The organism is Candidiatus Paracoxiella cheracis, assembly GCF_049348705.1.
Classification (GTDB): Bacteria; Pseudomonadota; Gammaproteobacteria; order Coxiellales; family Coxiellaceae; genus Paracoxiella; species Paracoxiella cheracis.
On sequence record NZ_CP186485.1, the window covers coordinates 2,045,977 to 2,064,867 of the forward strand.

The window sequence follows — 18,891 nt, forward strand, 5'->3', positions numbered from 1 at the left end:
TTCAATGCGTCTCCTGCGCCAATGTCAGGGCCATCGTGCCTACACTACCAGCACCTTGCAAAATAACCACATCGTCATTTTTCAATATTTTTTTTAAAACGGTTGGTAATGAGTTTAACTCAGATACAAAGAACGGTTTTTTGCGTCCATTTTTTTCAATCATTTGACATAATGCTTGGCTATTAATACCTGGAATAGGCTCTTCGCCGGCGCTATAAACTTCGAGTAAAACTAATATATCGGCTTCACTTAACACGTCAGAAAACTCACGCATGAGGTCTCGTGTCCGCGTGTAACGATGTGGCTGAAAAACTAATACGATGCGACGATCCGGCCATGCTTCACGCGCTGCACTTAACGTTGCTTTAATTTCATTCGGGTGATGACCATAATCTTCTATGACTAATGCACTGCCACCCGGCACCGCCATTTCACCATGACATTGGAAACGACGCCCTACACCTGGAAATTCAGCCAATGCTTTTAGCAATAAATTATCATTAATATTAACGCAATGCGCTACAGCAATGGTTGCCAATGTATTTAGCACATTGTGCTTGCCAGGCATATTTAATGTTATGCTCAATGGTGGTAACCCATTGGGTCTTTTAATTTTAAAAAAACTTCGCATACCTTGTTGCGAAAAATCACTTGCAGAAAAATCTGCACTTTTATCGAATCCATACGTGATGATTTTACATTTAAGATCAGGAATTAAATCTCGAACATGCTGGTCGTCGATACAGAGTATCGCAGCTCCATTTTCAGGTAATTTTTCTAAAAACTCGATGAATGTCTGCTTTAATTGGTTAAAATTCCCGCCATATGTTTCAAGATGATCTGCATCAATATTCGTTACAATAACAAAATGAGGATCCATAAATAATAAAGATGCATCACTTTCATCTGCTTCAGCGACAAAATAACGACCCTTGCCAATATGAACGGGACTATTTATATCATTTAATATTCCACCCACTGCAAAAGAAGGATCTAACCCGCTTTTTAATAAAGTATATGCGACTAACCCCGTTGTTGTTGTTTTCCCATGTGTCCCAGCAACAGCAATCCCACAGTAGGTATTCATGAGTTCTGCTAAAATCTGTCCACGCTGAAACAAAGGAATCCCCGCATTTTTTGCGGCAATAAATTCTGGGTTATCTTTTGATATCGCACTGGAATAAACAGCAAGATCGGCATTTTGAATGTTTGATTCCTGATGCCCCAAAATAATTTGAGCTCCTAAATTTTGTAGTCGCGCGATATTTTTATTTTCAGCGATATCAGACCCACTCACTTGATAGCCTTTGTGCAATAAAATTTCCGCGATCGCGCTCACACCGATACCACCGATCCCCATACAATGTATATGCTTAATATTTTTATCGCCTAACACCATCACTCAACCCGTTTATTGTTAGTTTATGACATTCAGCAACAACGTGCTCAACAGCTTTGGGTTGTGACAAATGTCGTGCACATTCCGCCATAGTTAACAGTCGATTGCGATCGTGTGAAAACTGCTGAAATAAATCTATTAATTTTTGTTCGCTCAATGATGCTTCCATGATAATAATAGCCGCCCCTGCTTGCTCTAAATAGCGACTATTGTGAAACTGATGATTATCAACCGCGTAGGGATAAGGAATAAAAATTGCCCCGACACCAACTGTCGCAATTTCACTCACAGTTAATGCACCCGCACGACAAATCACGATATCTGCCCAACAATAAGCGTGTGCAATCTCTTCAATGAAAGGGCTCACTTTAACCTCAACAGGAATCGTATTGTATGCATTGAGCACTTGATCGTAGTCTGCTTGTCCTGTTTGATGCCAAACGATGATGTCATTCTTGTTAGGATATTTGGCGAGCGCACCGATGACATGTTGATTGATAGGACGCGCACCTTGACTGCCACCTAACACCAACACTCTCAGCGGACCTTGTCGATTTGCAAAGCGTTCTCTCGGTGAAGGTGTTGCAATTAATTCTTGGCGCACAGGATTACCCGTTGTTTCGACATTGAGTTTATTGTGAAATGTTTCAGGAAAAGCCTGTAATACGGTTTTTGCAAATTTAGATAACAACCGATTGGTAAGACCAGCGATCGAATTTTGTTCGTGAATGATTAACGGAACTCGAGCCATCCAAGCTGCAATACCACCGGGTCCGGATACATAACCCCCCATACCCAATACCACTTCTGGCTTCAGTCGACGGATAATTTGATAGGACACAAAAATGGCACGAAGCAACTGCCATGGCATCAATAATTTTCTTAACGGCCCTTTGCCTCGCAAAGCTTTGATGGAGATCGAGGACATAGGAAACTGGGAAGGAACAAGACGCTCTTCTAATCCTCCTCGAGACCCCAGCCAGTAAACATCAACACCGCTATGGTACATCGATTGGGCCACTGCGAGCGCAGGAAAAATGTGCCCCCCTGTGCCTCCCGCAATGATCAGTATCCGCTTCATCTCGCTTTCCGTTGTTGGTATTGTGTCAATTTTGTTCTGCTCTTTATATTACCATCACTCACACTAGTCTCATAGGCTATGCGCAAGACAATTCCTATCACCACACAATTGACCAGCATACTGCTGCCACCATAGCTGATAAAAGGCAACGTTAATCCTTTCGTCGGCAATATGCCTACATTCACCCCCATATTAATCATGGTTTGCAAGCCAATCCATAATCCTACGCCGTAAGCAACGTAAGCAGAAAACGGATCGTTAGTTAATTGCGCACGACGCGCCAACATGAAAATACGAATAACGAGAGCCGTAAACAATGCAACAACGATAAGCTCACCCACCAATCCCAGCTCTTCTGCCAACACGGCAAACAAAAAGTCAGTGTGAGCTTCGGGTAAATAATATAATTTCTGCACACTATTTCCCAAACCCACACCAAATAATCCACCACGCCCAAACGCAATCAGCGATTGAGTGAGCTGATAACCTGAACCGTATTGCGTGTGCCACGGGTTTAAGAAGGTGGTTAATCGCTCTAGACGATAGGGTGATAAAATGGCTAGCGCAGACAACGCAACCACGACCACTAAAAACAGTACGCAAAAGGGCCATAGTCGGACATTCGCTAGAAATAACAACACGAGAAAGGTCACCGTGAGGACAGCAACGGCTCCAAAATCCGGCTCTAAGAGCAGCAGCATAGCCATTAGTGCGAGCAGCACCATCGGTTTGATAAACCCCTTTAATTCGTAACGCACCTGATTTTGATAACGTTGTAAATAGCTTGCTAGATATAGTATGGCGCTAAACTTAACAGCTTCGGAAACTTGTAATGAAATAATACCGAAATTGAGCCAACGACGAGAACCATTCACCACTTTCCCAATACCCGGAATTAACACAGCGATGAGTAATAAAAAACTGAGAACTAATAAATAACCCGAATATTTTTTCCATAATTTGATGGGAATTTTTGTGGCAACCCACGCGAGCGTTAAACCAATGATTAAATACACGGATTCATGAATAAAATAATGAAAAGGATAACCATATTGTTGATCCGAAATAACCATCGATGCAGAGGCGACCATCAACAATCCGATCGTCAGCAAAGCCAACGTGCTGACCAAAATCCATCGATCATAATGTATTTTCATAAGGCTTCCACTGCTTTAATAAAAGCCTCACCACGATGCTCAAAATTGTTAAACATATCGAAACTCGCACAGGCCGGCGACAAGAGAACAGCATCACCGGCTGTTGCTGCGGCGTTTGCAAGCTGGATCGCAGCATCCATTGAATCCGCATGTGATATCGTTGTGGCGTTCATCAACGCTTTTTCGATAATAGGCGCATCCTCACCGATCAAAATCACTTGCCTCACATATCGCTCAACAGGTTCACGTAACGATGAAAAATCAGCACCCTTACCTTGACCACCTGCGATCAAAATCAATTTGCCTTTGAGATGCGCACCCAAACTAGCAATAGCTACTTGTGTCGCACCAACATTTGTGCCTTTGGAATCGTTATACCACGCTATTTCGTTGAGTGTTCTGACCCACTGACAACGATGTGCCAGACCTGTAAATTGACGTAACACATTTAACCGACTGTCCATCGGCAATTGAATCGCTTCTGCCATAGCTAATGCAGCTAATGCGTTTTGCAAATGGTGTCCTGCATTTAGTTTTAATTCATTCGTCGCGATTAACGGCTTTCCTTGATGCGCAAGATACCACTGATGCTTACATTCAATTAATGAAAAATCCGCATTCACATCCGTTAAACTAAACTGAATTGGCCTTGTCGAGAATTTTATATTCTGCCAAATACTGGGTTCATCCGCGTTCACAACAGGATGATGACAGTTTTGATAAATACGTTGTTTAGCTATTAAATATTCTTGGTAGGTCGCATAACGATCCATGTGATCTGGGCTCACATTTAAAATAGTCGCAGCCATCGGACTCAAAGAGTAAGTTGTTTCTAACTGAAAGCTGGATAATTCAGTGACATAATAATCCGGTTCAGGCACCGTCAATTGATTTAATACCGGCTCACCGATGTTGCCACAAACTGCTGCCGTTCGGCCTGCTTCTTTTACCATGAGTCCCAATAAAGTGGTTACCGTTGTTTTACCATTAGAACCTGTAACCGCTAACACAGGATTTTTAATATAACGGCTAAACAGCTCGATATCCCCAATAACCGACTTCCCTTTATCAACTTGATGCGCAATGGCCGGTTCTTTTAATGAAATGCCTGGGCTCACCACAATCTCAGCGGCTTTATTTAATAGCTCTTCAGAAAATGAGCCTAACACTATTTCAACAGCAGGAAATTCTTTTTTAAAATTTTTAAGCTGTGGAGGTTCTTTTCGATTATCGGTGACAGCGATGGGAATATTTTGATGCGCCAGAAAACGAATACATGACAGACCCGTATCACCTAAACCTACAACTATTTTTAATCCATCCGTATTGTTCATGGAATACCTGAAATCTATCTGAGCTTCAACGTCGCCAATCCACACAGTACTAAAATAAACGTGATAATCCAAAATCGGACAATGATGCGTGGTTCAGGCCACCCTTTTAATTCAAAATGATGATGCAACGGTGCCATTCGAAATATTCGCTTTCCACCCGAAATTTTAAAATAAGTCACCTGTATAATAACAGATACCGTTTCGGCAACGAAAATACCACCCATTAACAAAAACACCAATTCTTGACGCACCACAACGGCAATGACCCCAAGCGCTGCACCTAATCCCAATGAACCCACATCGCCCATGAATACTTGCGCGGGATAGGTGTTATACCAAAGAAACCCAAGCCCAGCGCCTACTAACGCACCGCAAAATACAACGACTTCACCAACGCCCGAAATATAAGGAATTGTTAAATATTCAGCAAAGAGATGATTACCAGTCAAGTAAGCAAACACACCCAACGCACCGCTGATCATCACGGTTGGCATTAACGCCAATCCATCCAAGCCATCCGTTAAATTAACTGCATTACTGCTACCCACAATCACAAAATAGGCCAACAAAATATAAAATACTCCTAAGTTCGGAGCGATATTCTTGAAAAACGGAATGATCAACTGTGTCTCTGGGCCTGGCGTTGACGTAAAATAAAGGTAAATCGCGGCAACCGCTGCAACTATAGTTTGCCAAAAGAATTTCCAACGAGCCGGCAATCCCACACTATTGCGCTTAATAACTTTACGATAATCGTCCACCCAACCTATCGCACTAAATCCTAACGTCACCATGAGAATCGTCCAAATAAAACGATTAGTTAAATCGCTCCATAGTAAAACACTAATCGCGACCGCAATAATAATCAGGGTGCCACCCATGGTTGGCGTTCCCGTTTTTTTCAAATGACTTTGCGGACCATCATCTCTCACCATTTGACCAATCTGCATTGAGATTAAGCGATTAATTAAGCGCGGACTTACCATAAGTACGATAACTAAGGCTGTTAGCGCACTGATGATTGTCCGGAACGTTAGATATTGAAAGACTCTAAAAACGTGAAAATGATTACTGAGAAGTTGGGTCAACCAAAGTAACATGAAATTTATTCCTCTATAAGTGCTGCTGTTATGTTATTCATTTTCATGCCAAGCGACCCTTTAATTAATACCGTTGCGTCTTTATGTAAATAATCACGCAATGCCCGCAATAAAGATTCTTGATTTTCAAAATGATAACCGTGTTCGCCAAATGCTTTGGCAGCATAACGACTGTGATTACCATAACAGTATAATCGGGTGATGCCAGACTGTAATGCTATAGCGCCAATTTCAGCATGCAACGCATCAGCGCTTTCACCTAATTCCAACATGTCACCAAAGACCAATACCGAATCGCCGGGACGCTTGGCAAGCACATCAATCGCCGCAGCAACCGATGATGGATTGGCATTATAACTATCATCGATTATGGTTGCACCTTTATATCCTTTGTATTCATTCAGTCGTCGTTTAACTGCCGCCACGGTTTCAAGTCCGCGTTTAATAGAATTGATTGGCACATCCAACGCATAAGCTGCTGCTGCTGCTGCCAATGCATTCATCACGTTATGTTTACCCATCAACGGCAGTTTGATTTCTACCTCATGCTCTGGCAGACGCAACTGAAAACACGGTAATGATTGCTCATTCAGTGAAATATCAATGGCCATTACGTCCGCTGGATGATCGATGGCAAATGTGACCAACCGTCTCGAGCCCACTAAGTTTCGCCACAAATCCGCATAGCGATCATCGTTATTGATAATAGCGACACCATCGGAGGAAAGTCCTTGAAAAATTTCTCCTTTCGCGCAGGCCACCCCCTCTAAATCACCAAAACCTTCTAAGTGAGCTCGGCCCGCATTGGTGATGATCGCCACATTCGGATGAACAAGTTCAGTTAAATTGGCAATTTCACCAGGATGATTGGCACCCATTTCCACGATGGCATAATCATGATTTGACGTCAGACGAAGTAAGGTCAGTGGCACACCGATATCATTATTGAAGCTGCCTTCACTCGCTAACACCTGCCCCATTTGACCAAACACACTGGCCAGCAAGGCGCGGGTAGTCGTTTTGCCACAACTTCCGGTAACCGCAATGACAGGTACGTTAGCTTCTTCACGTTGATGGCGCGCTAAATGTGCCAATGCAATTCGAGTGTCATCAACTTTGATCGTTGGTATTGAGACTGAAAGTGGTTGACTGACGATGGCAGCAGCGGCTCCCTTTTGAGCGGCGTCTACTACAAAATCATTGGCGTTAAAATTGGGTCCACTTAATGCTATAAACAATTGTCCCGGCGCTAATGTCCGTGTATCTGTGCTAATCGATTCGAATTCTGCATCGTTTCCTTCAAAAGGGCGATGGAGTATTTCCGCAATTTCTGACAATTTCATTGCTTTTTAAACTCCTGATAGTGTGCCAATGTCTCCTCAACAATTTTACCATCATCAAATGGTAATAGGGTCTTGCCAATAGTTTGTGTCGTTTCATGGCCTTTGCCAGCAATCAATACGATATCATCAACACCTGCTGATTGAACAGCGTAACGTATAGCCGCAGCGCGATCCAACTCTACTTTTGCATTCCACGATCGCGTCAACCCCGATTGCATATCCTCGATAATTTTTTCCGGCGCTTCAGTACGGGGATTATCATTCGTCATCACAATCACGTCCGCATAACGTTCGGCTATTGCTGCCATTTCTGGCCGCTTACCTCGGTCACGATCGCCCCCACAACCAAACACACAATAAAGTTTTCCCGCACAATGCTCACGCAATGCGCACAACGCCTTTTGCAGAGCGTCGGGCGTGTGCGCGTAATCAACGATAACTTGCGGTTGATTGAGATTACCATAACGCTGCATTCTTCCTTTAACACTTCGCAATGTTGATAGCCCCGAAAGCACATCGTCGAAAGGTATTTCAAATAAACTCAATACTGCTGCTACGGCCAATAAATTACTGATATTAAAACGTCCCAATAAAGGCGTGCTAAATTGACCTTCGCCCCAAGGTGAGCGCACAACAATGTCGAAGCCCTGCTGAGTCGCTTTTATTGTTTTAGCTACAACTGCGGAAACATCAAAATGCATATTTTCGGCAGAATAGCCTATTATTTTTAATTGACGTTGATACGTTTTTGCAATTTTTCTTCCTAAGTCGTCATCTAAATTAACAACACCATATCGCAAGCCCGACTGCTGAAATAATAATTCTTTTGCATTGGCATACCGCTGCATGTCGCCATGATAATCAAGATGATCACGGGATAATTGCGTTAACACCGCAATATCGAACTGTGCAGCTTCCACTCGACCTTGATCTAACGCGTGCGACGACACTTCTAGTGCGATCGCTTTTGCACCTTCATCACGCAATCGTGCTAATGTTTTTTGAAATTGAATAGGATCGAGCGTTGTGTGCGTTGTTTTTTGTAAGTTTGGTAAAAATCCGTTACCTAAAGTACCCATCACACCACAACGAATATCATGATGACTCAGTGATTGCGCAATAAATTGAGAGACCGTAGTTTTCCCATTTGTGCCAGTAACGCCAATTAACCGCATTGATTGCGATGGGTTGCCGTAGAATCGAGCAGCAATGTTTCCTAATTGATGCTGCAAGTTTGAAACGGGAATAAACGGAACAGCGCCATTGGACGAAATGCTTTTATCTTCACGCATTTCATAAATGATCGCAGCGGCACCTTTCGCAATCGCATCTTGAATGTAATCACGGCCATCGACGGTCAATCCCGGATAGGCAACAAAAACGTCACCTTGCTTCACACAACGGCTGTCGCTTTCAATTCCACGAACGACAACATCTTCGCCCACATCGGCAACAAAGCCGGCGATTAAATGATTTAGATGAATTTCGCTCATACTACCTACTCACCTTTTTTTACAGCATACCGAGGGGTGACACGGAGCGCGGGGAGCCCGAGGTCACACTCAAAATATTACTCGCTTCACTTTTCTTTACAAGAACCAAAATCCAAGTAAAATAATAACTTAAAATGATTTTCAAGGAGGACTCTCATGAAACTATTTTCTACCGCCATTGCTTTTGCTGCCGCAGCTACGTTTATAGCAGGCACCACATTCACCCATGATGCCTTCGCCGCTAAAAAAGAACGCCGATTCCCTCATGGCTGCCGGGAGATGGGTTACGGTTATAAAGATGGTTTGTTAATTTTGAAGCCCGTTCCTAATGACTCCATTAAGCCCAAAACACCTCAAACGGCTGCTAACGGCGAACAACAGAAATCCGCGGAGCCGGTAGAAGTTCCCATTCAGACACTCTATCTCATTCACAACTTATCGGGACAATCTATTTATTTAAAAACCAAAAAATTACCCGATGTACCCTTTAGTCCAACCTATGAAAACACCATTCGCCCCAACCAATGGGCTGCCTTAGCGATCAACCAGAAAGAACTCCAATTCACCTGCGCTGCGGCTGGAACCGGTGAGCAAATTGATTGCACAAACATGTTTGAGCTCTGCCAATACAACCACGCTAAGTTTGCTGCACATAATCAAGGTACTTATTGGGTGGTTCAAAGTGCTTCACAAGGAGAGGCAAAGTGGGGTTCCATCCGCAATGGCATATTACTCAAATGGTGACAAACGCAGAACGCGGACCCTGTGACCCAACACAAGGACTAGGCATCACCCAACTGGCGTAACGGCTTGCCTGCTTCGATATTCTTTTCGATTTGCTCCAGCGAAACACCTTTGGTTTCAGGAACGAACAGAAAGAATACTATAAATGCGACACACGCTATTGCTAAAAAGATTCCGAAAGTAATGGATGGGCCTAAATGAGTGAGCGTTATTGGGAAGAAGAAGGCGACGATCACATTGGTAGCCCAATTAAATGCTACAGCCAATCCCATGCCGAGCCCACGCGCTTCAGTCGGAAAAATTTCAGAAGGAATCAACCAACAGGCAGGCCCAGTACCGATTGCTTGACTTGCAATGAAGATTACAAAACTTGCCATGATGGCCCAAGCTAATTCAATGGAGACTGCTGTATGAGCAAAAGCGGTGGTTGCAACAGCCAAACTAAATAATATTCCTCCAAGCCCAAACAATAACATCTTACGTCGACCCAATCGATCGAGATAACGCACCGCAACTAAGGTAAATAAAACATTAACCATACCGATACCGGCGGTGGCTAAAATCAAACTCGTTGCTTTGGTTAAACCCGCTGTCTGAAAAATAGTCGGCGCATAGTAAATAATGGCATTAATTCCAACCGCTTGCGTAAAGATACTCACCGCAATACCGAGCAGTAATACGCGCATAAATCCTAAATTTATCAACTGACGATACGTGAGTGGCTCTTGTGACACGACCGATTTAATTTGATTAAACTCTTGCTTAGAATCATCGCCATGTATTGCCCCCAAAATTTCTTTCGCTCGAGCAATCTTACCTTTTGTCACTAACCAACGTGGACTTTCAGGCAATGAGAAAATGCATATTAATAAAATTAATGCCGGGATGAAACCACAGCCCAACATATAACGCCACTGCCCCTGTGAAGCAAAAATGTAATCCACAAGGTAAGACAACATGATGCCAACGGTGATTGCCAATTGATTCAACGTCACTAAAGCACCACGATTCTCTTGTTTAGCAATTTCAGCAATATATACCGGTGCAGAGTAAGAGCCCAAACCCACTGCAAAACCTAAAATAAGACGCGAAGCAATTAACACTTCAACATTGGGTGATAATGCACTGGTAATCGAACCGATGAAATAAAGAAGCGCAGTAATAAATAAAATTCGTTTTCGGCCCAAGACGTCATTTAGCCGACCGCAAAACGCAGCCGCAACCAGCGCACCAAAAGGCACGGCACTAACAACAACACCGAGTTCAGTGGTAGTCATTAGAAATGTTTTTTTGAGGAATAGCATTGCGCCAGAAATGATTCCGGTATCATAACCGAACAATAAGCCCGCTAACGCAGCAACAATGGCAAGTAAATACATATATATTTATATAATTTTTAGATAACTTTAACTACTCGATTGTTCGGCATTATATCAAAATTGTCTGGTGAAACCCAATCTAAATAAACAATAATGATCAATAAGTTATAGAATCACTCCTAAGAGAGGTTGCATCATTTTTTCCCATTTGGCGAGGCCAGCGGAATTAACCCTGCTTTACTGTACGCAGACTTTAAATCGTCCGGCGGAATATCCAATAAGCGCAAAGCACCGCTCATTACCTTTGAAAAAACTGGCGCTGCAACGATACCCCCAAAATGACGCTCTTGTGGATCACGTAACACCACCGCAACAACAAGTTTTGGATCACTCGCCGGCGCTGCGCCGACAAACGAAGACATATAGCGATGCTTATAGTAACCATTTGGCCCAGCGATATAAGCTGTACCAGTTTTACCGGAAACACGATAACCCGCCACGGCAGCCCGTGTTCCCGTCCCACCTTTTTGCACAACCGTTTCCAACATTTTAATAACGGTATTAGCAACGTCTTGTGGCAGCACGCGAATACCCGCTGGCACCTTATCCCGTTTTATAAAAGTCACAGGAATTTTAATACCGCCATCGGCTAAAATTGCATAGCCATGTGCAAGCTGTAATGTTGTTATGGCAACACCATAACCATAAGCTAACGTTGCAACAACACTCGGCACCCAGGTCTGATGTGGAATTAACGTACCTGTTGCTTCACCTGGAAAGCCACTGCGAGTTCTTTCCCCAAATCCAAGCTCGGTTAATAAATCGTAATAATGTGCGGGTTGTAGTGATAATAAAATCTTCGCCGCAGCGATGTTACTGGATTTTTGCAATAACTCTGTTAACGTCACTATACCGTAATTTAAACCATCATCGCTGATTCGGTAACCTCCGATTTTCATCCAACCAGGATCTGTATCAATTTTTGTATCAGGCGTGTATTTTCCGCTCTCTAGAGCAAAAGCAATCGTAAATGCCTTCATGACGGAACCCAATTCAAACATGTCCGTTACGGCTCGATTGCGATAACGGCCATCGTGATCTTTAGGGCGATTGTTTGGATTATAGGAAGGCTGATTCACCATCGCTAAAATCTCACCGGTTTTTACATTCAATACGACAATTGAACCGGACTGCGCCTGATATTTAGTTACCGCTTCTTTTAAGGCGCGATACGCTAAATATTGAACTCGATGATCTAGACTCAACACCAAGTCGTGACCTTGTTGTGGTTTTTTTAAAAACGCAACATTAGCAATCACATGGCCCAAACGGTCTTTTAGCACTTCTTTTTTTCCAGGCATCCCACCTAACCACTTATTAAATGCAAGTTCTAAACCTTCTTGACCTCGATCATCGATGTTGGTTAACCCCACCACATGCGCTGTTACTTCTCCTTCTGGATAATAACGCCGATATTCTCGTTGAAAATGCACGCCCGGAATTTTTAGTGCTCTTATTTGGTCTGAAATAAATGGTGGGTTCCCACGTTTTAAATATACAAATTCATGATCACCAACTTTACGTGCACGCCGTTGAATAAAACTCACGGGAATTTGCAAAATAGCTGAAAGTTTTTGCAACTGTTGAGGAGTTGCCTGAAACTGCTCTGGATTAATCCATACTGAGTCGACTGGGGTGCTTATAGCCAGCGGAGACCCCAGTCGATCAGTAATCATGCCGCGATAAGCCGGAATATTGACTTTACGGAGGATCCTCGCCTTACTTTGTCTCAGTAAAAAGGATCTATCTAGGATGTTTAAATCTATCAAACGCCATAATAGTCCGGCTAACGCGACGCACAACAATAACCATAATGTATATAGTCGCCACGAAGAACCCATCTATCGAGCCGCATCTGCATCATTACTCTCAACTAAGACAATGTCTTTAGCACTGGGAACAATCATTCCTAATTGTTTTTGTGCTATTTGTTGTATGCGCAACTGGGTAGACCAGGTACTTTGTTCCAGCAATAATTTCCCCCATTGTATTAACGATTGAGCCTTTTCTGCCTGCAACGCTTGGTATTGTATAAACAAGCGCCGATTCAAATCTTTCATGTAAATAACACCGAGCGCCGACAATAAAACCCCGAACACAAAAAACGTAACAACGACGCCACGTAATGTAGCTCGGAAAACCCCTATCTTGCCAAGCCGAACTCGAACTCCTTGGGCTGCGATGGCGCGAATTGCCGTGTTCATGCTAATTTCTCCGCTATGCGTAAGCGGGCGCTGCGCGCCCGCGGGTTATAGATAATTTCCGTTTCGCTTGGTCTAATCAGGGAGCCAACCTTACGTAAACGGCGCCTAATTTGCTTATCTGGAATCGGTAAATCGTGCGGGTAATCATCTCCCCGCACTTCACGTTGAATAAAACGTTTTACAATACGATCCTCTAGCGAGTGAAAGCTTATTACACATAAGCGTCCACCCACTGCCAAACTGTCTAAACACTGTTGCAAACCTTCGCGCAAGTCTTCTAACTCGCGATTAATAAAAATCCGAATGGCTTGAAAACTGCGCGTTGCTGGATGTTTTTTTAATTCACGAGTGGGACTCGACTTTGCAATAATGTCGGCCAATTGTTTTGTTCTCGTGATGGGCTGTATCGCTCTTTCTGCAACGATTGCTCTTGCAATGCGTCGCGAATACCGCTCTTCGCCATATTCAAAGAGTACCCGACTAATTTCATTTTCTGCTGCCTGGTTAATCCAAGTCGCAGCATCCATGCCTTGCTCAGAATTCATTCTCATATCCAAAGGTCCATCTTTTAAAAAACTAAATCCCCGTTCTGGATCATCCAGTTGAGGGGATGAAACCCCCAAATCCAATAAAATTCCATCTACCTTTCCGTGGCAACCGCGATCCTGCATCACCGCTTCTAACTCTGCAAACGATTTGTGCACGATGCAGAACCGCGGATCACGGAAGGGCCCGACTTTCCCGATCGCTATAGCGGATGGATCTTTGTCTAATGCTATTAATCGACCATCGGGCCCTAAGCGCTGCAAAATAACTCGACTGTGTCCTCCTCGTCCAAACGTCCCATCGACGTATATACCGTTTGGCTTAATGGCCAAACCCTCGACCACTTCATTCAATAACACTGGTTGGTGATCGCCTCGCCCCATTAGAGTGAAAGCAATTTTAATTCAGGTGGAAGATCACCTTTATCTTCACCGTTAACTTTCTCTCCCAACCACTCTTCACGAGCCATATTCCATTGCGACTCACCCCAGATTTCAAATTTTTTACCCTGTCCTACTAACATGACGGTCGGACCAAGACCGGCATATTCTCGTAGCACGGATGGAATTAGAACACGACCTGTGCGATCTAATTCCACCTCGGTGGCATGTCCAATGAGTAATCGTTGAATTCGTCTGCTGAGCGGATGGTAACTGGGCAGGTCTTCCAACTTCCGCTCAATATGTTCCCAATGTGGGTAGGGGTACATCAATAAGCAACGTTCTTCTGTGTCAATTGTAAGCACAACAATACGGTCTGCTTCATTTTTGACCAGATCTCGATATCGTGAAGGGATTGCTAGCCGTCCCTTGGCATCGATATTGATGGCTGTAAGCCCACGGAACATTTCTTTTACTCCCACATTTGTCCACATTATACCACTTTTTTACACGAAGAGTCTATTCTGATGACAACAATCGTCATCCCAAACGCAGCAAAGCACCGTCGTCCTGAGTGAAGCGGGCAACACAGGTGGAGTCGAAGGATCTCGTGAATATATTGAGGTGCTTTGTGCTTTGGTGTGGGGACTGCCGCTACAATTTACTAGTCCCTAAAATTTCCAAACTGGAGAGGAATCCCAATCTCGCTTTTTTCGAGCAAGGCGATAACTGCTTGTAAATCATCTCTTTTTTTACCCGTCACTCGAACTTGGTCACCCTGAATCGCCGCTTGCACCTTCATTTTTTGATCTTTGATTAACTTGATAATGTTTTTTGCCACATCTTGCTTGATACCTTCTTCAAGAGTGACGACCTGCTGAGCATTTTTATGTTGAATGACAGGATCCGCTGCTTTCATGTGTGCAAGATCAATCTGACGCTTAGTAAATTTATGGCGAAGGATCTCCAACATTTGCTGCAATTGAAAATCGGCCTCAGCCTTTAGCGTTATCGTGTCTTTTTCATATTTGTAACTGGCATTGCTGCCCTTAAAATCAAAACGTGTAGTAACTTCCCGATTGGCCTGATCCACAGCATTCGCAACTTCGTGTTTATCCAGTTCACACATAATATCAAATGACGGCATGGCGCTTCTCCAAGTTAATGATTTTAGGCTGAGTTCCCAGCGGTAAAAGTTTAACACCGAAATACAGGCAAGATAAACCTTAAGGAAAAGTTAAATAATAGGCTGACGTCTATCTCGTAACTCACTGACCAAAAAAGCAAATGATACACGAAATGCTTAGGCTCTCGCTAGAAAATGTAATATAATTGTAGTAATCCAATTGCATTATATTAGCCAAATTATTTAAGTTTAAGGGGAAATCAAATGGCGGCACCGGCAAAACAACCTAATAGCCTATTGTTTGCATTAAATACACCTTTAGATAATCGAAAACAACAGCAGGGCGATGAAAATAAAAAAGCATCGGGCTTGGTAAGTACTTTAGAGATCATTGAGCGAGCAATTGCAGCAGAACATACCGATGCAACAAGAACGCAAGAGGGACTCAAAAATTCAGCGCAGGCCGTAGCAAACGCACATCAAAATCAATCAAAAAATCCTCGTACTGTATCGAGTGCTGTTAACGCCTTTGGGGTTATGCCTTCACGATATAAAAGTAGTGCTGAAACACGACAAGAAGAAAGCCCAAGCGAAGGAAGTACAAACATTCCAACATTGAAGTAAAACCTATCAATAAAAAAATCCATTTTGAGCTAACTAAAAAGTATTTCAATTGCGGCAAAGAGAAAGAGTCCGTGTTTTAGGGCGTTAGTGCCAGGATGGCACTAAACAGCCACGGATGGCGATTCCCGAAAAACGCGGACTCTTTCTCGTACTGGCAAGCAATTGAAATTCAAGGCTACGTGCCCTCGGGATACGGAGCGCCATTTGTGGGTGATTTCCCGCGAAAAACGAGCCTCGCCATGCTCATGTATTATCTATACATTCCGCTGGCTCGTTCATTTTTCACGATAAATCCCATCACAACTGACACTCCGAAGATCACGTGTCACTCCTCGCTTCACTTGGAGTGACATGATTTTTCCATCCCTGATAACGGTTTGGATCCCGGATAATTTTGCACATCCTGGTGCAAAATTTCCGGGATGACGAGGTTAGGTTGAGTCATCCACTCTCAAACAGCATTTCAATTGCGGCAAAGAGAAAGAGTCCGTGTTTTAGGGCGTTAGTGCCAGGATGGCACTAAGCAGCTAGGGATGGCGATTCCCGAAAAACGCGGACTCTTTCTCGTACTGGCAAGCAATTGAAATTCAAAAGCTACATGAGCATTCCGAGCGATTTTTTTTCACAGAGATTGGCCGTTAATGGCATTACAACCAATTTAGGATCACTTTGCCGGCCTGCCCACCCAACATCACATCAAACCCCTGCTGAAAATCATCAACGTGAAACTGATGGGTAATCACCGGCGAAATATCACAACCGTTTTGCAACATGCCGATCATCTTATACCACGTTTCAAACATGCGACGACCGTAAATACCTTTGATGGTGAGACTTTTAAAAACGACACGATGCCAATCGATCGCAAAATCTTCTGGCGGAATACCGAGAAAAGCAATGTTACCGCCGTTATTCATGTGGGCTAGCATATCGCGAAACGCTTGGGGGTTTCCGGACATCTCCAAACCCACATCAAACCCTTCCCTCATGCCAAGTTGCGTCATCACATCATTTAATGAAATATTTTTCGGATTCACGGCGAGTGTTGCACCCATTTTTTTAGCGAGCGACAAACGATAGTCGTTCACATCGGTCACAACTACATGACGCGCACCGACATTTCGCGCAATCGCCGCGGCCATCAAACCAACTGGCCCTGCACCGGTGATTAAAACATCTTCGCCGACCATGTCGAATTCCAGCGCAGAGTGTGCGGCATTACCAAACGGATCCAGAATCGCAGCGAGGTCATCGCTCACACCGTCTGGAATTTTATACGTGTTTATGTCGGGAAGCGCTAAATACTCGGCGAAAGCGCCCGGACAATGGCAACCTAAACCTAGCGTGTTTCGACATAAATGCCGTTTTCCCGCGCGACAATTGCGGCAATGCCCGCAAGTCAGATGCCCCTCACCCGACACGCGATCGCCGACGGTAAATCCTTTGGCATCTTCACCGCAAGTAACTACCTCACCAACAAATTCGTGACCGACATGCATCGGAACAGGAATCGTTTTTTGAGCCCACTCATCCCATTTATAAATATGTAAATCGGTGCCACAAATAGCAGTCTTGCGAATTTTAATGAGCACTTCGTTGCGTTTGAGTTCTGGCTTTGGCGCTTCATGCAACCACAATCCGGGTTCTTTTTTTAACTTTGAAAGGACTTTCATAATGCTCCTAACGATTTACCCACTCGACCAAAAGCATCGATGGCACGATCTAATTGAGCTTTCGTATGTGCTGCCGACATTTGCACACGAATGCGCGCCTTGCCCATTGGGACAACGGGATACGAAAAGCCAATAACATAAATACCTTCTTGCAACATGCGATCAGCCATGGTTGCCGCCAATTTTGCATCGCCCAACATCACTGGAATAATTGCGTGATCGCCAGGGACTAAATTAAAACCTAATTTTTCCATGCCCGCACGAAAGTAGGCACTGTTATCTTTAATTCGCGTGCGAAGTGCTTTACCGTGTTTATCTAAATGATCGAGCACTTTGAGCGTGGTTGCGACAATAACAGGTGCAACGGAGTTTGAAAATAAATACGGCCGCGAACGATTGCGCAACCATTCGATAATTTCCTTGTGACCCGATGTGTAACCACCCGATGCCCCGCCTAATGCCTTACCGAGAGTTCCCGTAATAATGTCAACGCGATCGGCAACACCACAATATTCTGGCGTGCCGCGACCGTTGTCACCGATAAAACCAACGGCGTGTGAATCATCGACCATCACCAGTGCATTATATTTATCGGCTAAATCGCAAATCGATTTTAAGTCAGCGATAATACCGTCCATCGAAAAAACACCATCGGTAGCGATTAATTTATAACGCACACCTTGTTTGTCAGCTTCTTTTAATTTTGCTTCGAGGTCATGCATGTCGTTATTTTTATAACGATAGCGTTTGGCCTTACACAAACGCACACCATCGATAATACTCGCGTGGTTTAATTCATCGCTGATGATAGCGTCTTCGGGACCCAATAACGTTTCAAACAAACCACCGTTCGCATCGAAACACGAAGAATATAAAATGGTATCATCGGTTCCTAAAAATTGACTGATGCGCTCTTCCAACTGTTTGTGAATTGTTTGGGTGCCGCAAATAAATCGTACGGATGCCATTCCAAAACCATGTTCGGCAACTGCTACTTGTGCGGCTTTGATCAGCTCAGGATTATCAGCCAAACCAAGATAGTTGTTGGCACAGAAATTCAGCACCTGATCATCGGGCATTACATCGATTTCGGCACTTTGCGGGGATTTAATAATACGCTCAGCCTTATAAAGACCATCTTCTTTTAGTTTTTCGATATCCTGTTGCAATTGGATTAGCATTTCATGCATGGCTGCCTCCTGAAGCTGTTTAAATAATACAAGACCCTCGGACTGGGCCTCTCTCTATCCGGTAGGAAAATCAGTTAGCGCGAATTATACTCCGAGTGGGCTTTTTCAGACAAGCAAA

At 43.8% G+C, this 18,891-nt stretch carries 17 protein-coding genes; 2 read left to right on the plus strand and 15 right to left on the minus strand.

Annotated elements, in window-relative coordinates:
* Window position 1: 1 nt before the first annotated feature.
* From murC to ACJMKR_RS10790, 7 genes are read right to left on the minus strand one after another with little or no spacing between them, the layout of a single operon-like run.
* Window positions 2-1,399, minus strand: a complete 1,398-nt coding sequence (murC, locus tag ACJMKR_RS10760) for a UDP-N-acetylmuramate--L-alanine ligase (protein WP_423063048.1) — start codon at window positions 1,397-1,399, stop codon at window positions 2-4.
* Entirely contained in the window at window positions 1,383-2,480 is a 1,098-nt protein-coding gene (murG, locus tag ACJMKR_RS10765) for an undecaprenyldiphospho-muramoylpentapeptide beta-N-acetylglucosaminyltransferase (RefSeq protein ID WP_423063049.1), read from the minus strand. The genes murC and murG overlap by 17 nt, the downstream gene beginning before the upstream one ends.
* Window positions 2,477-3,637: a putative lipid II flippase FtsW gene (ftsW, locus tag ACJMKR_RS10770; RefSeq protein ID WP_423063050.1), complete on the minus strand. Its 1,161-nt coding sequence runs from the start codon at window positions 3,635-3,637 to the stop codon at window positions 2,477-2,479. Before ftsW ends, murG begins: the two co-directional genes overlap by 4 nt.
* Window positions 3,634-4,971: a UDP-N-acetylmuramoyl-L-alanine--D-glutamate ligase gene (gene murD, locus ACJMKR_RS10775; RefSeq protein WP_423063051.1), complete on the minus strand. Its 1,338-nt coding sequence runs from the start codon at window positions 4,969-4,971 to the stop codon at window positions 3,634-3,636. Before murD ends, ftsW begins: the two co-directional genes overlap by 4 nt.
* 14 nt (window positions 4,972-4,985) lie before the next feature.
* Window positions 4,986-6,071, minus strand: a complete 1,086-nt coding sequence (gene mraY / locus ACJMKR_RS10780; protein WP_423063052.1) for a phospho-N-acetylmuramoyl-pentapeptide-transferase — start codon at window positions 6,069-6,071, stop codon at window positions 4,986-4,988.
* Between the two features lie 5 nt (window positions 6,072-6,076).
* Window positions 6,077-7,414, minus strand: coding sequence for a UDP-N-acetylmuramoyl-tripeptide--D-alanyl-D-alanine ligase (locus ACJMKR_RS10785; RefSeq protein ID WP_423063053.1), 1,338 nt, complete (start codon window positions 7,412-7,414; stop codon window positions 6,077-6,079).
* Entirely contained in the window at window positions 7,411-8,907 is a 1,497-nt protein-coding gene (locus ACJMKR_RS10790) for a UDP-N-acetylmuramoyl-L-alanyl-D-glutamate--2,6-diaminopimelate ligase (protein WP_423063054.1), read from the minus strand. The genes ACJMKR_RS10785 and ACJMKR_RS10790 overlap by 4 nt, the downstream gene beginning before the upstream one ends.
* Before the next feature lie 156 nt (window positions 8,908-9,063).
* On the opposite strand from ACJMKR_RS10790, the gene ACJMKR_RS10795 reads away from it, so the two are divergent.
* A complete protein-coding gene (locus ACJMKR_RS10795) occupies window positions 9,064-9,651 on the plus strand; it encodes an enhanced entry protein (RefSeq protein WP_423063055.1) in 588 nt (195 codons plus the stop codon).
* 38 nt (window positions 9,652-9,689) lie between these two features.
* Here the strand turns inward: ACJMKR_RS10795 and ACJMKR_RS10800 are convergent, their stop codons facing one another.
* From ACJMKR_RS10800 to ACJMKR_RS10825, 6 genes are all read right to left on the minus strand, one after another.
* Window positions 9,690-11,030, minus strand: coding sequence for a sugar porter family MFS transporter (locus ACJMKR_RS10800; RefSeq protein ID WP_423063056.1), 1,341 nt, complete (start codon window positions 11,028-11,030; stop codon window positions 9,690-9,692).
* Between the two features lie 134 nt (window positions 11,031-11,164).
* Window positions 11,165-12,871 (minus strand): peptidoglycan D,D-transpeptidase FtsI family protein, encoded by a 1,707-nt coding sequence (locus ACJMKR_RS10805; RefSeq protein ID WP_423063057.1) that lies wholly within the window; start codon window positions 12,869-12,871, stop codon window positions 11,165-11,167.
* Window positions 12,872-13,234, minus strand: coding sequence for a cell division protein FtsL (ftsL, locus tag ACJMKR_RS10810; RefSeq protein WP_423063058.1), 363 nt, complete (start codon window positions 13,232-13,234; stop codon window positions 12,872-12,874).
* Window positions 13,231-14,163 (minus strand): 16S rRNA (cytosine(1402)-N(4))-methyltransferase RsmH, encoded by a 933-nt coding sequence (rsmH, locus tag ACJMKR_RS10815; RefSeq protein ID WP_423063059.1) that lies wholly within the window; start codon window positions 14,161-14,163, stop codon window positions 13,231-13,233. Before rsmH ends, ftsL begins: the two co-directional genes overlap by 4 nt.
* Window positions 14,163-14,627 carry a division/cell wall cluster transcriptional repressor MraZ gene (mraZ, locus tag ACJMKR_RS10820; RefSeq protein ID WP_423064244.1) on the minus strand — a complete coding sequence of 155 codons (465 nt, stop codon included), beginning with the start codon at window positions 14,625-14,627 and terminating at the stop codon, window positions 14,163-14,165. Before mraZ ends, rsmH begins: the two co-directional genes overlap by 1 nt.
* A 197-nt stretch (window positions 14,628-14,824) precedes the next feature.
* The gene (locus ACJMKR_RS10825; RefSeq protein ID WP_423064245.1) at window positions 14,825-15,307 is read right to left on the minus strand and encodes a YajQ family cyclic di-GMP-binding protein; all 483 of its coding nucleotides are present in this window, start codon (window positions 15,305-15,307) and stop codon (window positions 14,825-14,827) included.
* Between the two features lie 243 nt (window positions 15,308-15,550).
* Here ACJMKR_RS10825 and ACJMKR_RS10830 point away from each other — a divergent pair, with 243 nt between their 5' ends.
* Window positions 15,551-15,910, plus strand: a complete 360-nt coding sequence (locus ACJMKR_RS10830; protein ID WP_423063060.1) for a hypothetical protein — start codon at window positions 15,551-15,553, stop codon at window positions 15,908-15,910.
* A 647-nt stretch (window positions 15,911-16,557) separates the two neighbouring features.
* On the opposite strand, the gene tdh is transcribed toward ACJMKR_RS10830, so the two are convergent.
* Complete coding sequence (gene tdh / locus ACJMKR_RS10835) at window positions 16,558-17,583, minus strand: L-threonine 3-dehydrogenase (RefSeq protein ID WP_423063061.1); 1,026 nt, start codon at window positions 17,581-17,583, stop codon at window positions 16,558-16,560.
* Entirely contained in the window at window positions 17,580-18,773 is a 1,194-nt protein-coding gene (locus ACJMKR_RS10840; RefSeq protein ID WP_423063062.1) for a glycine C-acetyltransferase, read from the minus strand. The genes tdh and ACJMKR_RS10840 overlap by 4 nt, the downstream gene beginning before the upstream one ends.
* Between the last annotated feature and the right edge of the window lie 118 nt (window positions 18,774-18,891).

Excerpts from the sequence above, each read along its gene's own strand:
- ACJMKR_RS10840 (WP_423063062.1), bottom strand. The coding sequence starts at position 18,773 with ATGCATGAAATGCTAATCCAATTGCAACAGGATATCGAAAAACTAAAA.
- rsmH (WP_423063059.1), bottom strand. The coding sequence starts at position 14,163 with ATGGGGCGAGGCGATCACCAACCAGTGTTATTGAATGAAGTGGTCGAG.
- mraZ (WP_423064244.1), bottom strand. The coding sequence starts at position 14,627 with ATGTTCCGTGGGCTTACAGCCATCAATATCGATGCCAAGGGACGGCTA.
- murD (WP_423063051.1), bottom strand. The coding sequence starts at position 4,971 with ATGAACAATACGGATGGATTAAAAATAGTTGTAGGTTTAGGTGATACG.
- ACJMKR_RS10800 (WP_423063056.1), bottom strand. The coding sequence starts at position 11,030 with ATGTATTTACTTGCCATTGTTGCTGCGTTAGCGGGCTTATTGTTCGGT.
- ftsW (WP_423063050.1), bottom strand. The coding sequence starts at position 3,637 with ATGAAAATACATTATGATCGATGGATTTTGGTCAGCACGTTGGCTTTG.
- ACJMKR_RS10785 (WP_423063053.1), bottom strand. The coding sequence starts at position 7,414 with ATGAAATTGTCAGAAATTGCGGAAATACTCCATCGCCCTTTTGAAGGA.
- ACJMKR_RS10830 (WP_423063060.1), top strand. The coding sequence starts at position 15,551 with ATGGCGGCACCGGCAAAACAACCTAATAGCCTATTGTTTGCATTAAAT.
- ACJMKR_RS10825 (WP_423064245.1), bottom strand. The coding sequence starts at position 15,307 with ATGCCGTCATTTGATATTATGTGTGAACTGGATAAACACGAAGTTGCG.
- murG (WP_423063049.1), bottom strand. The coding sequence starts at position 2,480 with ATGAAGCGGATACTGATCATTGCGGGAGGCACAGGGGGGCACATTTTT.
- ACJMKR_RS10790 (WP_423063054.1), bottom strand. The coding sequence starts at position 8,907 with ATGAGCGAAATTCATCTAAATCATTTAATCGCCGGCTTTGTTGCCGAT.
- ftsL (WP_423063058.1), bottom strand. The coding sequence starts at position 13,234 with ATGAACACGGCAATTCGCGCCATCGCAGCCCAAGGAGTTCGAGTTCGG.
- ACJMKR_RS10795 (WP_423063055.1), top strand. The coding sequence starts at position 9,064 with ATGAAACTATTTTCTACCGCCATTGCTTTTGCTGCCGCAGCTACGTTT.
- mraY (WP_423063052.1), bottom strand. The coding sequence starts at position 6,071 with ATGTTACTTTGGTTGACCCAACTTCTCAGTAATCATTTTCACGTTTTT.
- ACJMKR_RS10805 (WP_423063057.1), bottom strand. The coding sequence starts at position 12,871 with ATGGGTTCTTCGTGGCGACTATATACATTATGGTTATTGTTGTGCGTC.
- murC (WP_423063048.1), bottom strand. The coding sequence starts at position 1,399 with ATGGTGTTAGGCGATAAAAATATTAAGCATATACATTGTATGGGGATC.
- tdh (WP_423063061.1), bottom strand. The coding sequence starts at position 17,583 with ATGAAAGTCCTTTCAAAGTTAAAAAAAGAACCCGGATTGTGGTTGCAT.